We start from the raw sequence: 15,099 nt of genomic DNA on the forward strand, positions 1-15,099 counted from the left end.
CCGATGTTCTTCTTTCAATGGTAGATGTGCGAGAGGTCTGCCAAGTCCGCTCGCGAACGGAATAAATCAACCCCCTCCCGAACAGGAAGGGGGTTGTCTTTTTGTTTATTTGTAGACGTAGACGCTGGATGTGCTCGCGTCCCAACCAACCGAGTAGCCCAGATTGTCGGTCACAAAGCGAACCGGAATCATCGGCATGCCGTTTTTGAGGACGACTGCGGACGGGAGCGTCACTTCCTGAGAGCCGACTCTCGCCTTGTTGGATCCTACCGTCAGACGGATCACTTTGCCGCCGCTGGAGATCGTGACGACGTCATTGTTCCAGAACGTGGTGATCGCCAGCGCTTCTTTAAAGAATTGCGCAGGAACCATGGTTGTGTTTCCGTTTGCCAGGAATGGCGCTTCCTGCATCGGGTAGGTTTTGCCGTGCAGCGTGAACTGGTTGGTATTCAGTTTAAACAGAGCCGCGTTTGTCGGTACGGCTACCTGGGGCTTCTGCGGAGCTGGTGCCGGCGCAGGTGCAGGTGCCGGAGCAGGAGTTTGGACCGGTTGCGGTACCCCTACGCCCACTGCGCGAGCAAACAGCAAGCCTTTTTCCTCCGAGCTGAAGACGCTGATGCTGTACGTGTTTTTCGCAGCCGGGTTGACGATGTTGGCGGCAGGAGTGATCACGATATTCGCCCCTGCGCCTGCCGGGATGTCCTGATTCGGATAGACCAGCACGTTTTGTCCGCGCACAGCGACAAAGCTGGCAGCCGCGCCGTTTACCGATACATTCGCCGGAGCGATGTACGCCGGTACTTTGTATCCGACCGGGAATACCACTTCGATGAAGTCACGCTGCTTCACCAGCGGAGCGCCTACTGCCCTGATCGCGATGTTGACGCCTGTTTGTCCGTTGACAGCCGTATTGGTGAGGCCAATCGTCGCCGTGCTGTTATTGACCGGTACCGTTGTGCCCGGATTGGTGCTCGGTGTCGGAGCGGTCGGCGCCGGTACGACTGTTCCCGTCCCGCCGATGCGGAAGGATTTGGATGTCGCTGTTTTGCCGTCTACCGTCAGCTTGATCGTGTAGTCTCCCGGCGTCTTTGGATTGGTGATCCAGGCAGTATGGGCCACATCGATCTTCACCGTCTTGCTTGAAGAGAAGTTGGACGGTGTCGTCAGCGATACCTTGCTGCCGGAGAAGCCGACTCGCTTCGCCGCTTTTCCATTGATTGTGAAGTCCTGCGGATCCAGATAGCCCGGAATCATTTCAGCAGACGGGAATTCGATAATCACCGTGCTGTCCGCTTCCAGCTCCGTTTTGCCAAAGTCGGCTTCAAAGCTGTAGCTGGAACGCGCTCCGGCCGAACTGTCGGACAGGCTGACCGTGAAATCACTGCCCGTCGAAGAGCTGGAAGAAGAACCGGACTTCTTGATGTCAAATTCCTCGGATTCGTAGGTTTCATTTTCCCACTCTACTTCGATGGTGTAATCATTTCCCGCAGAAGGGTTGGTAATCCCCGCGCTCTTGTAAAACTTCAGCGTCAGCTCTTTGTCTCCGTCCGCTTTGGACGGTACTTTCAGCTCGACGGTTTTGCCGGAGATGCGCACCTGATCGGGAGAGTATTTATTCAGATCGACATCGTTGGTAGAGATTTTCGAGGGCAGCATGCTGGAGCTCGGGAAAGTGACCGTGATCCAGTCGCCTTTGGTCAGCTTGTCATCCAGCTTGATCGGGCCGATCTCGTACTGCGTCTCTTTCTTTTCCGTGGTGTCGGTGATGTCGACGGAGTAATCATCGGAGCTGGCTTTGCCGCTGCCGCTGCTGCTGCCATCGTAAATTTTGACCGAAGCTGACTTCTTGGATTCTTCCGTCGTGCTGATCTCGATCGAATATGTACCTTTTTTAGACGGGTTGGTGATGCCGTCGAGGATATCAAAAGAAACCTGGTCGCCATCATACAGGTTTTCGTCGATCGTGATGCTGATTTCATTGCCCTTTGCACTGACGCTTTTGACTTTAAAATCCGCTTCGATGTCGCTTTTGCCGATGTCCGTATCGATATCAAAGTCTTTGGGGAATTTTACATAAATTTTGTCTCCCCGTTTTAGATCCGCATCCAGATCAAACTCAATGGTGTATTCGCTGTCTTCATCCGTTTCATCATTATCCGCATCAATCGAGATCGAACTGATCGCGCTTGCAGATTGGGGTGCGACGACAAAAGGAGTCGCTGCCAACGCTGTCGCCAACATTATCGGAAGTACCTTTTTGCTCTTCTCCATGTTCTTCCTCCCATACTTCTCTTTAAATCGATCAAAGAATTTTTTGTAGAATGCTATTAGTTTACCATATTTACGAATTAGAGGGAATCTATCGAAATAAATATGGAAAAACCATCCGCTCCATCTACTATGACGACATAGGTCAGCAAAAGGTTACAAGGGAGATATCCTTTTCTTAAAAATACTTGGCTGCGTCAGGCCTGATCCGCCGTTAAAAAAGCCAGACGCCCCGAAATAACGGGATCATCTGGCTTGAACAGCTGTCAGTATAGCTTGGTGTCGGGTCCGATCGCTTCCAGTTTTTGTTTGACGCTTTGGAGAAAACGGCCGCAGACGAGGCCGTCCAGCACGCGATGGTCCAGCGAGAGGCAGAGGTTTACCATTGACCGGATGGCGATCATATCGTCGATCACCACGGGTCGTTTGACAATCGATTCGACACTCAGAATCGCGGCCTGCGGCGAATTGATAATCGGCATGGAGAGGACCGAGCCAAAGGAACCGGTGTTGTTCACGGTAAAGGTGCCGCCGGTCATGTCGTCCACCGTCAGCTTGCCTGCCCGCGTCTTGGCGGCCAGCTCTTCAATGGATTTGGCAATGCCGAAAATCGATTTCTGGTCGGCATCCTTGATCACCGGCACGTACAGGGCATCCTCTGTCGCTACCGCGATGGAGATATTGATGTTTTTCTTGACGATAATCTGATCCCCCGCCCAGGTGGAATTGAGGATCGGGTACTCTTTCAGCGCTTCCACGACGGCCTTGATAAAGAAAGGCAGGAAGGTCAAGTTGACGCCTTCTTTTTGCTTGAACGAGTCTTTCACCTGATTGCGGAAATCTACCAGCCGGGTGACGTCTACCTCTACCATCGTCCAAGCGTGCGGCGCTTCGTGCTTGCTCTGCACCATGCGATTGGCGATCGTGCGGCGAATCGGGGTGACCGGAATGATCTGGTCGCCCGCGCCGACCGGTATGTCGGCCTTGACACTGGCTGTCGCGGCTGCTGCGGCAGGCTGCCTAGCAGGTGCGCCGGCAGCCGAATCTTCAGTACGCGTGCTCTCAGCCGGCACGGCAGCTGGAGCCGGAGCCGCTTCCTGGGCGCCCGCGTCGATGATCGCCTGAATATCCTTGCGCGTCACCCGTCCCTCCATGCCGGTTCCCCGTACACGGGAGAGATCGATTCCATGCTCTTGCGCCAGCCGCATCACCGCGGGCGAATAGCGCTGCTTTTGACCCTGAGGCTGCGCCAGTTCAGGGGCCGACGCCGTGTCGCTTGCGGCGGTGTGACCCGTTTGGGCACCCGCTGCTGTCGGAGTCGCATCAGCCTGGGCTGCCGCCGTCTGCGCGGGCTTCGCCTCGGCTGCCGCTGTCCCTTCGCCCGGAGCGGCTCCCGAGACTGCGCCGCCAGCTTGCTCGCCGCTCTCTTCGATATAAAGAATCAAGGTGCCGACCGCAACCGTCTCTCCCTCAGGCACGACGATCTCCGTCACCCGTCCGGCTACTGTGGAGGGCACTTCCGCATTTACTTTGTCCGTAGACACTTCGGCGAGCGGGTCGTACTTGGCCACCACATCGCCCACTTTCACCAGCCATTTGGTAATGGTGCCTTCTGTCACGCTTTCTCCCAATTGGGGCATTAGCACTTTTGTCGCCATGTTCGATGGTCCTCCTCGGTATTAAAAGTGGGCCAGGTCCCGCATCGCTTCCAGCACCTTGTCCGGATTCAGCATAAAGAACTTTTCCATCGGCGGACTGTACGGCATGGCAGGTACGTCCGGTCCGCACAGACGTCTGATCGGCGCATCCAGGTCAAACAGGCAATGTTCGGCGATGATGGCAGCGACCTCGCCGCCGACGCCGCCCTCTTTGTTGTCCTCGTGTACGATCAGGACCTTGCCGGTTTTGGATGCCGCCTCCACGATCGCTTCCTTGTCGAGCGGATAGAGCGTCCGCAGGTCGAGGATATGGGCGCTGATGCCTTCCTGCGCCAGCTTTTCGGCTGCCTGCAGGGCAAAATGCAGCGTCAATCCGTAGGAGATGACGGTGATGTCGGTACCTTCCCGCTTCACGTCCGCTTTGCCGATCGGCAGCACGTAGTCTTCCTCGGGCACTTCGCCTTTAATCAGGCGGTAGCAGCGCTTGTGCTCGAAAAACAGGACCGGGTCGTTATCGCGGATGGCTGCCTTGAGCAAGCCTTTCGCATCGTAGGGCGTAGACGGCGCCACCACTTTGAGTCCAGGCACATTGGTAAACATCGCTTCCACCGATTGCGAGTGGTAGAGCGCGCCGTGGACCCCTCCGCCATAAGGTGCGCGAATGGTGATCGGGCAGGTCCAGTCGCCGTTGGAGCGATACCGCATTTTCGCCGCTTCACTTACGATCTGATTGACGGCCGGCATGATAAAATCGGCAAATTGAATCTCAGCGATGGGACGCATGCCGTATGCCGCCGCACCAATCCCTACGCCGACGATGGCGGATTCGGCAAGCGGCGTATCGATCACCCGTTCTTCGCCGAACTCTTCAATCAGGCCGAGCGTGGCCCGGAAAACGCCGCCCCGCACGCCGACGTCTTCTCCCAGTACAAACACATTGGAATCGCGGCGCATTTCTTCGCGCATCGCCATGGTGATCGCATCAATATACGAGATGACTGCCATTTGGATTCCCCCCTATTCCCCGTAAACGTGGGTCAGCGTAGATTCTGGTGTCGGATAAGGCGCCTGCTCGGCGTACTCCGTCGCCTCATCCACCTCGTTTTGGACGCGGGCCAGGTACTCCTGTTCCTTGGCGTCATCGAGGAGACCGACCTCTTTCAGATAGTTGCCAAATAACAGAATCGGATCCTTTTTCTTGGCTTCCTCTACTTCTTCGCGGGAACGGTACGTGCGGTCATCGTCGTCGCTGGAGTGGGGAACCAACCGGTACATCACCGCCTCGATCAGCGTAGGACCTTGACCGGAGCGGGCCCGCTCCACCGCTTCCTTCATCACGCGGTACACCTCGATCGGATCATTGCCATCCACGCTGATCCCGGGAAATCCGTAACCGATTGCACGGTCTGCGACGCTTTCGCAGGCCAGCTGCTTTTTCAGCGGCACAGAGATGGCGTATTTGTTGTTTTCACAGAAAAAGATGACGGGCAGCTTATGCACGCCGGCAAAGTTGGCGCCCTCGTGGAAGTCGCCCTGATTGCTGGACCCTTCCCCGAAGGATGCGTACACGACGTGGTCCTTGTTCTGCATCTTGCCAGCCAGCGCAATGCCTACAGCATGGGGCACCTGGGTGGTAACGGGACTGGAACCAGTCAGGATGTTCCACTTTTTCCCGCCGAAATGACCGGGCATCTGCCTGCCGCCGCTGTTCGGGTCCTCTGCCTTCGCAAATGCAGAGAGCATGCAGTCGCGAGCGGTCTGGCCAAACACCAGCACCAGGCCGAGGTCGCGGTAATAGGGACAGAGATAATCTTTCCCTACTTCCAGAGCAAAGGCTGCGCCTACTTGTGCCGCCTCCTGTCCCTGGCAGGAGATGACGAACGGCACTTTGCCCGCCCGATTCAACAGCCATTGGCGCTCGTCAATTTTGCGCGCCAGCAGCATGTAATAATACATGTCGAGTACCTGTGCGTCCGTCAAGCCTACTTCTTCATGCCGTTTGCTTGTCATTATCGGATACCCTCCTTGTCATTTTTGCTAGCTGTGTATCGCTTTTCCGTCTACAGCCAAAGCCGCTTCCATGATCGCCTCCGACAAAGTCGGATGGGGGTGGATCGTCTGGCCGATCTCCCACGGCGTCGCGTCCAGGACTTTTGCCAGACCCGCTTCCGAGATCATGTCTGTCACATGCGGACCGATCATGTGGACGCCCAAAAGATCGTTTGTCTTCGCGTCGGCCACGATTTTGACAAAGCCGTCGTTTTCGCCGTAAACCAGCGCTTTGCCGAGCGGCTTGAAACTGAATTTGCCCACTTTTACGTCAAAGCCTTGCCTGCGTGCCTCCGCCTCCGTCAGCCCGACACCGGCGATCTCGGGGCGGCCGTATATGCACTTCGGCACCTTGTTGTAGTCCAGCGGCTCTACCGGCAGACCGGCCATGTGCTCGACAGCGAGAATTCCTTCGTGGGAGGCGACGTGGGCGAGCTGGAGGCCGCCGATCACATCCCCGATCGCGTAGATGTGGGATTCGGCAGTCTGATAGTATTGATTGACGCGGATGACGCCCTGCTCCACGCGAATCTCTGTCGCTTCCAGACCGAGGTTTTCCACGTTCGCCTGACGGCCGACGGAGACGAGCAGCTTTTCGGCTGTGTAGCTTTGCACGCCGCTGGAGGTCTCGGCCTGAATGGTCACTTTTCCGTCAGCCTTTTCCCATGTTTCGGGCAGTACCTTGGCTCCGGTCACGATGGATATCTTCCGTTTTTTCAGTAAACGAGCCATCTCCTTGCTGATCTCTTCATCCTCAGTCGGCAGAATTCGGTCCGCGTACTCCACGACGGTAACCGAAACACCGAAGTCGCTGAGCATCGATGCCCACTCGATGCCGATGACCCCACCGCCGACGATGATCACCGAAGCGGGCAGCTGCTCCAGCTGGAGCGCCTCATCGCTCGTCATGACGTACTCGCCATCGATCGCAAGGCCCGGCAGGGTGCGCGGTCTCGATCCGGTAGCGAGGAGAAGGAAGCGAGGCACCAGCATCTCCTGTTCGCCGCTCGGCGTCTCGACGCGCACGGCTCCCGCCTGCGGAGAGAAAATGGAGGGCCCCATCACCCGGCCAAACCCTTCGATTACGGTAATATTGCCTTTTTTCATCAGGTAGTGGATCCCTTTATGCAACTGATCCACGATGCCATCTTTTCGCGACTGCACTTTGGAGAAGTCAAGGCCGATGTTTTCGGCGGTTACGCCGTACTTGTCCCCCTCTTTGAGCGTGGCAAACACCTCCGCGCTGCGGAGAAGCGCCTTGGAAGGAATGCATCCCCGATGCAGGCAGGTGCCGCCCATCTTTGCTTTTTCGACGACGGCTACCTTCATTCCCAGTTGCGAAGCACGGATTGCGGCGACATAGCCGCCTGTCCCTCCTCCCAATACGACGAGATCAAATTCCTGCGACATATTTCTTCCCCCTCTGCTGACCTGGTGGCGAGCTGCAAGCGTGTGTGATGCGTGCAAAAGTAGCGTGTATGCTTCACGGACTTACGATTATGTATGGAACAAATCTGTGGCACGTATGCGATCAATGCCGCAGCTTCTATGTATGATGCCTGTGTGAATGCCTGTCTGATGGTGCAAGCCGAAGGCAGCTGCCCATCCCCGCCCGCTCGCGTGAGGCGGTGCGGGGATGGAGCAGTCCTTCCGAGCCTCTTGTTTCCTAGCGGTTCAATACCGACTTGCCGTTTTGCAAAAAGGTGCTGCGGGAGCGGGCCACGCTGGCGATCCGCTCTTCCGCCATGCGGTCTGCCGCTTTATAGGAAGGAACGCCATCGCGTTCGGCGATTTCAAACACCTTCAGAATGTTGTCGTAAATCGTCTCTACCTTTTTCAGCGCGCGCTCGCGATTGTAGCCTTGCAGCTCATCCGCTACGTTGATGACGCCGCCTGCGTTGATGATGTAATCGGGCGCGTAGATGAGGCCCATCTCATGAATTTTATCGCCATGTCTTTCTTCTTTCAATTGATTGTTGGCCGCACCGGCGATCACTTTTGCCTTCAGCAGCGGGATGGTGTCGTCGTTGATGATGGCGCCCAGCGCGCAAGGCGAGAAAATGTCGCATTCCACGCCGAAGATCTCATCGACGCTTACGGCTTTGGCACCGAAATCATTGACGGCGCGATTGACGTTTTCTTCATTGATATCGGTGACGATCAGATGCGCTCCCTCTTCATGCAGATGGCGGCAGAGATTGTAAGCCACATTGCCCACACCCTGGACGGCGACCACGCGGCCGGACAGGTCATCGCTGCCGTAAGCCAGCTTCGCCGCTGCCTTCATCCCTCTGTACACGCCGTAGGCGGTTACCGGCGAGGGATTGCCGCTGGAGCCAAACGCCGGGGAGACACCGGTCACATAGTCGGTTTCCAGATGAATCATATCCATGTCAGCCACGGTAGTGCCAACGTCCTCTGCCGTGATGTAGCGTCCGTTCAGCCCTTGAATGTAGCGGCCAAATGCGCGGAACAGCTCCTCGCTCTTGTCTTTGCGCGGATCACCGATAATGACGGCTTTGCCTCCGCCGATGTTCAGCCCGGCGCCGGCGTTTTTATAGGTCATGCCGCGAGCCAGACGAAGCACGTCCACGATGGCTTCTTCCTCGGTTTTGTACGGCCACATGCGGGTCCCGCCCAAAGCAGGTCCCAATGTCGTGTCATGTATGCAGATGATCGCTTTTAGTCCCGAATTCTCGTCCTGGCAAAATACAAGCTGCTCGTAATCGTAATTTTGCATGTACTCAAAGATGTTCATGAAGAAACCTCCCTAAATTGTTCGTTTGCGCAATGTCGTGCTGTTAACCTGAGGCTCCACAATCGGAGATGATCCCAGCCATCCCCATATTCTTGCAATTACCGTGCCAGAAAAACGAATCTATGAAAGCGCTTTATTTTTCTGCACGTTCCTTTTTTTGCCTCTTCCTATTGTGCATATTTTTGCATGATCGAGCAATGATTTGCATGCAAAAAATTGCAGTTTAGGATTGCTCGTCCGAAAGGCCGTACTTGTCCAGCTTGTAGTACAAGCTGCGAATCGAGATTCCCAAGCGCTTCGCCGCCAATGTCCGATTTCCCTTGACGGCCGCCAGTTCGCGCAAAATATGAACCCTCTCTGCTTCGTCCATCGCTTCTTTCAGCGTCTTCCCGGCGCCTGCCGACGGCGTCTCTGAGGGCAGCGAAGCCATCCGGCTGCTTTTTCGTTCCAGCGGGGGCAAATCCTCCGGCTGGATCACCCGCTCCGACAAGCGCTTCAGGATCATCGCCCGTCCCAGCACATTCTCCAGCTCGCGCACATTGCCCGGCCAATCGTAGGCGTAGAGCAGCTGGAGCGTACCCTCCGCGATGCCTTCCACATTTCTGCCGTACTCCTGGTTGTATTTGCGTATCAGGTGCAGCGCCAGCGGGTGAATGTCTTCCAGGCGCTGGCGGAGCGGCGGGATATAGATCGGCACGACGTGAAGCCGGTAGTAGAGGTCTTCGCGAAACCGCCCGGACTGGATCGCCGATTCCAGATTGACATGTGTGGCGGCGATCACCCGGACGTCGATCTCCACCGGCTTCGTTCCGCCGACGCGCACGACTTCCCGCTCCTGCAGCACCCGCAGGAGCTTTACCTGCATGCTCATCGACAGCTCGCCGATCTCGTCGAGAAAAATCGTCCCGCCGCTGGCTTCCTCAAACAAGCCGCGCTTTCCGCCGCGCTTGGCTCCGGTAAACGCTCCTTCCTCGTAGCCGAACAGTTCGCTCTCCAGCAGGCTTTCGGAGATGGCGGCGCAATTGACGCGGACGAACTGCTTGTAGCGGCGGCTGCTGGCATTGTGGATCGCGTGGGCAAACAGCTCCTTGCCCGTCCCCGACTCCCCGCGCAAGAGGACGGTCGCCGGCGTCTGGGCCGCGCTCTGTGCTTGTTCGAGGGCAGCCTTCATCGGATCGCTGAAGCCGATAATGTCCGCGAAGCTGTATTTCGCCTCCAGCTTGCGGATGATGCGATGGGCTTTTTCCAGTTCTTCGGTCAGCCGCTTGATCTCGGTCACGTCGTGGATCACTCCGACGCTGCCCTTCAACTCCCCGTCTACCATGACAGGAGCCACATTGACAACGACGTCTTTTCTTTTGGAGCCTAGCTTCATATGTACGCCGCGCACCGGCTTTTTGGTCTGCAGGACCTGCATGTGCATGCTGTCCCCCTCCGAGATGTCCACCGTCGCCGGCTTTCCAATGACGTCTTCGCGGGTCAGGCCGGTGATCCTCGTATAGGCCGGGTTGATCAAAAGTCCGTTTCCCTTGGCATCGACGACGGAGATCGCTTCATCGGAGGAGTCGATGATCGCCTGCAGCATGCTTTTCAGTTCCTTGAGATCCGTCACTTCCTCTGCCAGCGCCATGATGTCGGTAATATCGCGGAAAATCGCCACGACGCCTGCCACTTCCCCGTGCTCGTCCCTCACCGGCACCCGGTTGGTGATGATGCGCGTCTGGTTCGGCAGGATTTGCTCCTGGTTCAGCTCTGGCTGTCCTGTCTCTAATACAATATGTAAACGTGTATTGGGTATTCGCTCCGCGACGGGCGTGCCCAACACTTCTTCTGCCCCGATGCCCATCAGCCGCTCGGCGGCTTTGTTGAACAGGGTAATTATGCCCTGCCTGTTCACCGCGATAATCGCGTCATGCGTGGAATTGAGCATGATTTCCCGCTCGCGGTGGTTTTGCGTCAACGCGGCGATCAGCTCATCCCGCTCGCGAATCAGCTTCATGATAATCGCTGTAAACGTACCCGGGATCAGCACCGTTTTCTCCTGTTTCAAGCGGAGAATTTCTTCATAGGCGGCTGGATCTCCGGTGGCCTCCAGAATCACGTCAATATCGGACGACAGATACGGGCGAAAATCGGTCCCCACTTCAATGCCGAGGGAACGGGCCAAGCGTATACCGGGCGCGTCCTCGCGCGCATCGATGACGGCGACGATGTTCATTCGCTCCATATGGCTGAGCATTTGCAGGAGCGTCGTCCCTCCCTTGCCCGCTCCGACGATGAGCAGCTTGTGCATGCCTGGTATCCCTCTTTCGTATGATCAAACTGATACCATTGTAACGCAAGCGGGACCTAATGGACAGGCAGATGTTCCATTGGACAAGGAGCGGCCCATCCTTTATGATGGGGAAGTAGCATGATGGAAAGGGGAGAAACACCCTTGATCGGTCAGAAACTGGTTGCCCTGATGATCATGGTGATTCCGGCGCTGATCGCGATGTATGGAATCAAGCTGATCCGAGACGCCTTTTTCTATTCCATCGGGCCTGAGACTCCATTTCTCTGGGGGAAACTGCTCTTCGGCATTTTGCTGTTTATCGTGCCGGTACTCTTTATCGCCGGGTTCATCCTGCATCACGACCGCAAAAGAAACCGTGTCCAGCCCCGTTTTATGAAGCGCGAGCCTGAAGAGGAATAGCATTCGCATGCGCTCTCTGCATACAGGAGCACAAGCGTCACAAAACCGGGAGGATTCCCGGTTTTTTTATTTGCCCTCCATCGGCCTGCCCCACTCGTCCAAGCGGTTCAGCCAGCCCACGCGCGCGATCAGCCGCGAGAAGGAGACGAACTCGGACAAGAGGTGAAGACCTGCAAAGAGCAGCAGCACGACAATCTGCCAAGAAAACGACAGCGAGACGACGAGGGCAAAGCCGGCGACGAACCCGAGGTAATTGGCGCCGGTATCCCCCAGCATCAGGCGGGCCTTGGCGTCATGGGGAAAGAGAAGCAGCGTGGCCGTGATGACGGGCAGCAGCCAGTGCCAGAGGCCGGCAGGAGCCGCCCCGACGATCAGGCTCACCGCCGGGACGGCAACCAGCATCCAGAATACTTTCAGCGCCCGACCCGGCCTGACGTCAAAGAGGTTCAGCAGATTGGACGAGAGCGCCAGGAGGCCCGCCCCGACGATCATGCCCGGCACATCCGGCTGAAGCTGGCTGCTGATGATCAGCGCAGTTCCCCCGCCCCCGAGCACTTTCCACATGCCGCTCGTCAGTCTGCGCTCGCTGAGGAGCGTTCCTACATGTCCGCGAAAGCCTTTGGGCTGCTTGTCCGAAGAGCGATCGTCCACCCAGCCGAAGACAGCCAGGGAAAGCGAGCCCGTCAGCAAAAGCAGCCCAAGCCCCAGCACCTCGCCGCTCCACCGGGACGCATATCCGAAGCCCAGCAGCACGCACTGGACAAGCGCTGCAGAGGCGGCCAGCAGCAAGCCTCCAGCCGTCACCACCTGCTCTCCCCGGTAATTGGCGCGAACGATCTGCGCATTATACATTTTTTCCAAAAATCGGTGAAAAAAGCAGCGATGAAACAGAAAAGGCCCTGCCACTCCCAGGACCCAAACGCCCATCAATTTCGGTTCCACTGTGCTCCCTCCCACCATTTTCTGCCCAGCGCCCGGCCGATCGCCAAGAGTTCTTTGCCGCGGTGCCTGTAGCCGGACAGGTCATTTCCCGTATGCCGATGCGTAAAGGGGACCGGGACTTCGATCAGGCGGCCGCCTGCCCGCAGCGCTTCGATGGTGAGGCCCACCTCGATGCCGAAGTCCGGCTCCAGGCGGCCGATCCGCTCCAACAGTTTCCGGGTCAGCGCCCTCTGGCCGGATAAGGGAGCCTCAGGGGCAAAGCCGGTCAATGCGCGAATCCCTTGCTTTGCCAGCCCTTTTGCCAAACCGAGGCCCACCTTGCGCGGCGGCGGCGGCAAGACGGCGATCGCCATGTCATACGCTTCATTCAGCACGGGAGACAGCAGGGCGTCTGCCAGGCCCGCGCTCTCCCGGAGATCCCCGTCGAGGAACAGAAGCACTTCGCCGCTGGAATGGCGCCAGCCGGTCTGCAAGGCCTCTCCCTTCCCGCGGTTCACCGGATGCTGCAGGACCTGGTCTGCGTACTTCGCGGCCAGTGCTGCCGTCTGGTCACTGCTGCCGTCATCCACGACGATCAACTCATCGCAGACGAGCCTCTCCCGCACAGCCTGTAGCGTCGGCACGATCCAGTCAGCCTCATTGTAAGCGGGGATGATGACACTAACTTTTTTCACGCTCTGTTTTCATCTCCGTCAGCATTTTTTGCAACCGATCCAAGAGCTCCCATTGCTGTGAAAAGGTTTGCGGCAGCTGGTCCAGATGCAGCCAGCGCACCTCCTCCGGCAGCTCATCCAACCAGGCCGGTCTGGCCCCGCCAAAAGCGAGAAGCGGACCGTCGATTGCCGTGCCGCCCCCCTTGTAGGGGACAAGCTCCAGGCCTGTCCGCTCCAGCAGCTTGCGCAGCGGAGCGACGGGCGCCTCCGCCTCGTGCCAGACGTATATTCTCTTGCCCTGCATCGCATCGGCATAGCGTACGGCCATCAGATGGGCCGCTTCGGTGTTGTTTTTCTCCATCTCCGCAAGCAGGCGGTTGATTTGCTGCTTGAGCTCCTGATTGCTTTTAAGCGCCTGGTGATACCTTTTCTCCATCTGGCTGAGCCATTCTTGTTCATTAAAAGAAAACCACGATTGTCCTGTCATGCCGCCGAGCAGGATCCCGATACCCAGACTGAGAAAAACTGCTGCCAGCGAAATCAGATGGTGACGAAATGGAATCATGACTACCCTCCTAATAGGCCCAGTTGCTCCATTGCATCCACCACAGCTGCATCGCATGGCGAGCCACCGGATGAACGGAGAGGGCGGCGAGAATCGGGACCAGCGTGGCAGCGAGCAACCAGCCCGTCCAATTCCAGGACCAGCGCGGCTTGTACAGCTGGCTCACGCCTTTGGCATCAATCAGTCTGGAGCCGATCTTGGTCCTGACCAGCAGCGTGCTGGCCATCCCTTTCCTACCTTTTTCGAGAAAATCAATCATCGTGGAGTGCGTCCCGATCGTCACGATCAGTTTTGCCTTTTCCTCGTAAGCGAGCAGCATGGCGATATCCTCGCTAGTGCCGGGCGCGGCCAACAGCTGATAACGGACTCCCAGCTTTTCGACGCGTTCGCGCCCGGGCGCGCGGCCATCGGGAAAAGCATGCACAATCACTTCGGCCCCGCTGCATAGGGCCTGATCGGAGATGCTGTCCATATCGCCTACGATCAGATCAGGCAGGTAGCCGTTTTCCAAGAGGGCGTCCGCCCCGCCGTCCACAGCGATCAGGACGGGCCGATAATCACGTATGTACGTGGAGAGCATGCGCAAATCCTCGCGATAATGCTTCCCTCTGACGACCACCACGACATGGCGGTCCGCCATCCGCGTGAGCAGCTGCGGCTTTTCCAGGGGGCGCAGGAACCACTCCTTCTCAGCACTGGCGTAGGTCAGTGTATTGTCGATGAAAGCGGACAGCACCTCGTCAAGCCGCTCGGTCGCCTCTTGCCAGCGCCTGCCGATCTCCTTGGCGCTCACCCGAAGCAAGCCGGCCCGCCGCTTCCATCCTTGCTCCGATTGGATCCAGAGCTCATTTTTTCGGACGATGCCCAGCTTGCCGTCCACCTCATCAATCAGGCCCGCATCTCTTTCGGTGCACTCGTACAGAGGGATTCCCGCCTCCAGAAGCCGTTTGGCTCCTTCGGCGGGATAGGTGCCGGTCATAAAGGGGGATAAGTTTATCACCGCTCTCACACTTGCCTGCAAGAGCGACAGGGCAGCCATTTCATCCATGTCCGCATGATCCAAGACCGCGACCTGAAACGGTTGAAGACGCGCGCACAGATTTTTTGTCTTCCGGTCTGCCGCGATTTTTGCGATGTACGATAAACTGCAAGGCCAAGCCTCTTTGCCCACCTATCCCACCTCCATCCCTAGTATGCTAAAAATTACCCGTTCCCATGCAAAAAGGGGCGGAAAATGAAAAAGAGACCGTACGCTTGCGCACAGTCTCTTTGCCTATGTACCGACGGAATTATACACCTTTGGTTGCGTAGTAGATGATCAAGCCATCTGCAAACAGGAATACAGCCAAAGACACCAAGCCAAATGCAATGGCGAATTTGTTTTTGACGCGAATGGAACGGATAACGCCGAGTGCGATCAGAAAAGTGAAGACGAACATGAGAAAATCAAACAGATTCATTTTCATGAACAAACACAACTCCTTTGGAAAAATACAGCGTACATGAAGATA

At 57.0% G+C, this 15,099-nt stretch carries 13 protein-coding genes; 1 reads left to right on the top strand and 12 read right to left on the bottom strand.

What is annotated here, in order from left to right:
* Positions 1-105 precede the first annotated feature (105 nt).
* From JD108_RS12995 to JD108_RS13025, 7 genes are all read right to left on the bottom strand, one after another.
* On the bottom strand, positions 106-2,271 hold the full coding sequence (locus JD108_RS12995) for a copper amine oxidase N-terminal domain-containing protein (RefSeq protein ID WP_198826492.1): 2,166 nt from the start codon (positions 2,269-2,271) through the stop codon (positions 106-108).
* A 263-nt stretch (positions 2,272-2,534) separates the two neighbouring features.
* Complete coding sequence (locus tag JD108_RS13000) at positions 2,535-3,926, bottom strand: dihydrolipoamide acetyltransferase family protein (RefSeq protein ID WP_198826493.1); 1,392 nt, start codon at positions 3,924-3,926, stop codon at positions 2,535-2,537.
* Between the two features lie 21 nt (positions 3,927-3,947).
* Positions 3,948-4,931 carry an alpha-ketoacid dehydrogenase subunit beta gene (locus JD108_RS13005; protein WP_198826494.1) on the bottom strand — a complete coding sequence of 328 codons (984 nt, stop codon included), beginning with the start codon at positions 4,929-4,931 and terminating at the stop codon, positions 3,948-3,950.
* Between the two features lie 12 nt (positions 4,932-4,943).
* A complete protein-coding gene (locus tag JD108_RS13010; RefSeq protein ID WP_198826495.1) occupies positions 4,944-5,936 on the bottom strand; it encodes a thiamine pyrophosphate-dependent dehydrogenase E1 component subunit alpha in 993 nt (330 codons plus the stop codon).
* A 27-nt stretch (positions 5,937-5,963) separates the two neighbouring features.
* The gene (gene lpdA, locus JD108_RS13015; protein ID WP_198826496.1) at positions 5,964-7,385 is read right to left on the bottom strand and encodes a dihydrolipoyl dehydrogenase; all 1,422 of its coding nucleotides are present in this window, start codon (positions 7,383-7,385) and stop codon (positions 5,964-5,966) included.
* A 256-nt stretch (positions 7,386-7,641) separates the two neighbouring features.
* Entirely contained in the window at positions 7,642-8,733 is a 1,092-nt protein-coding gene (locus JD108_RS13020; RefSeq protein ID WP_198826497.1) for a Glu/Leu/Phe/Val dehydrogenase, read from the bottom strand.
* Between the two features lie 223 nt (positions 8,734-8,956).
* Entirely contained in the window at positions 8,957-11,026 is a 2,070-nt protein-coding gene (locus JD108_RS13025) for a sigma 54-interacting transcriptional regulator (RefSeq protein ID WP_198826498.1), read from the bottom strand.
* Between the two features lie 123 nt (positions 11,027-11,149).
* Here JD108_RS13025 and JD108_RS13030 point away from each other — a divergent pair, with 123 nt between their 5' ends.
* The gene (locus tag JD108_RS13030) at positions 11,150-11,428 is read left to right on the top strand and encodes a DUF2627 domain-containing protein (RefSeq protein WP_198830113.1); all 279 of its coding nucleotides are present in this window, start codon (positions 11,150-11,152) and stop codon (positions 11,426-11,428) included.
* Positions 11,429-11,494: 66 nt separating this feature from the next.
* Here JD108_RS13030 and JD108_RS13035 read toward each other — a convergent pair whose 3' ends face one another.
* From JD108_RS13035 to JD108_RS13055, 5 genes are all read right to left on the bottom strand, one after another.
* Entirely contained in the window at positions 11,495-12,370 is an 876-nt protein-coding gene (locus JD108_RS13035; RefSeq protein ID WP_198826499.1) for a UDP-N-acetylmuramyl pentapeptide phosphotransferase, read from the bottom strand.
* Positions 12,355-13,044 (bottom strand): glycosyltransferase family 2 protein, encoded by a 690-nt coding sequence (locus JD108_RS13040; RefSeq protein WP_198826500.1) that lies wholly within the window; start codon positions 13,042-13,044, stop codon positions 12,355-12,357. The genes JD108_RS13035 and JD108_RS13040 overlap by 16 nt, the downstream gene beginning before the upstream one ends.
* Positions 13,031-13,588 carry a copper transporter gene (locus JD108_RS13045; protein ID WP_198826501.1) on the bottom strand — a complete coding sequence of 186 codons (558 nt, stop codon included), beginning with the start codon at positions 13,586-13,588 and terminating at the stop codon, positions 13,031-13,033. Before JD108_RS13045 ends, JD108_RS13040 begins: the two co-directional genes overlap by 14 nt.
* A gap of 10 nt (positions 13,589-13,598) precedes the next feature.
* Positions 13,599-14,759 carry a putative cytokinetic ring protein SteA gene (steA, locus tag JD108_RS13050; RefSeq protein ID WP_198826502.1) on the bottom strand — a complete coding sequence of 387 codons (1,161 nt, stop codon included), beginning with the start codon at positions 14,757-14,759 and terminating at the stop codon, positions 13,599-13,601.
* A 118-nt stretch (positions 14,760-14,877) separates the two neighbouring features.
* Entirely contained in the window at positions 14,878-15,054 is a 177-nt protein-coding gene (locus tag JD108_RS13055) for a DUF2759 family protein (RefSeq protein ID WP_198826503.1), read from the bottom strand.
* Positions 15,055-15,099: the final 45 nt, after the last annotated feature.

It is taken from the genome of Brevibacillus composti (assembly GCF_016406105.1).
GTDB classification, from domain to species: Bacteria; Bacillota; Bacilli; order Brevibacillales; family Brevibacillaceae; genus Brevibacillus; species Brevibacillus composti.

Coding starts and splice junctions, on each gene's coding strand:
- JD108_RS12995 (WP_198826492.1), bottom strand. CDS start 2,271: ATGGAGAAGAGCAAAAAGGTACTTCCGATAATGTTGGCGACAGCGTTG.
- JD108_RS13000 (WP_198826493.1), bottom strand. CDS start 3,926: ATGGCGACAAAAGTGCTAATGCCCCAATTGGGAGAAAGCGTGACAGAA.
- JD108_RS13005 (WP_198826494.1), bottom strand. CDS start 4,931: ATGGCAGTCATCTCGTATATTGATGCGATCACCATGGCGATGCGCGAA.
- JD108_RS13010 (WP_198826495.1), bottom strand. CDS start 5,936: ATGACAAGCAAACGGCATGAAGAAGTAGGCTTGACGGACGCACAGGTA.
- lpdA (WP_198826496.1), bottom strand. CDS start 7,385: ATGTCGCAGGAATTTGATCTCGTCGTATTGGGAGGAGGGACAGGCGGC.
- JD108_RS13020 (WP_198826497.1), bottom strand. CDS start 8,733: ATGAACATCTTTGAGTACATGCAAAATTACGATTACGAGCAGCTTGTA.
- JD108_RS13025 (WP_198826498.1), bottom strand. CDS start 11,026: ATGCACAAGCTGCTCATCGTCGGAGCGGGCAAGGGAGGGACGACGCTC.
- JD108_RS13030 (WP_198830113.1), top strand. CDS start 11,150: ATGGAAAGGGGAGAAACACCCTTGATCGGTCAGAAACTGGTTGCCCTG.
- JD108_RS13045 (WP_198826501.1), bottom strand. CDS start 13,588: ATGATTCCATTTCGTCACCATCTGATTTCGCTGGCAGCAGTTTTTCTC.
- JD108_RS13055 (WP_198826503.1), bottom strand. CDS start 15,054: ATGAAAATGAATCTGTTTGATTTTCTCATGTTCGTCTTCACTTTTCTG.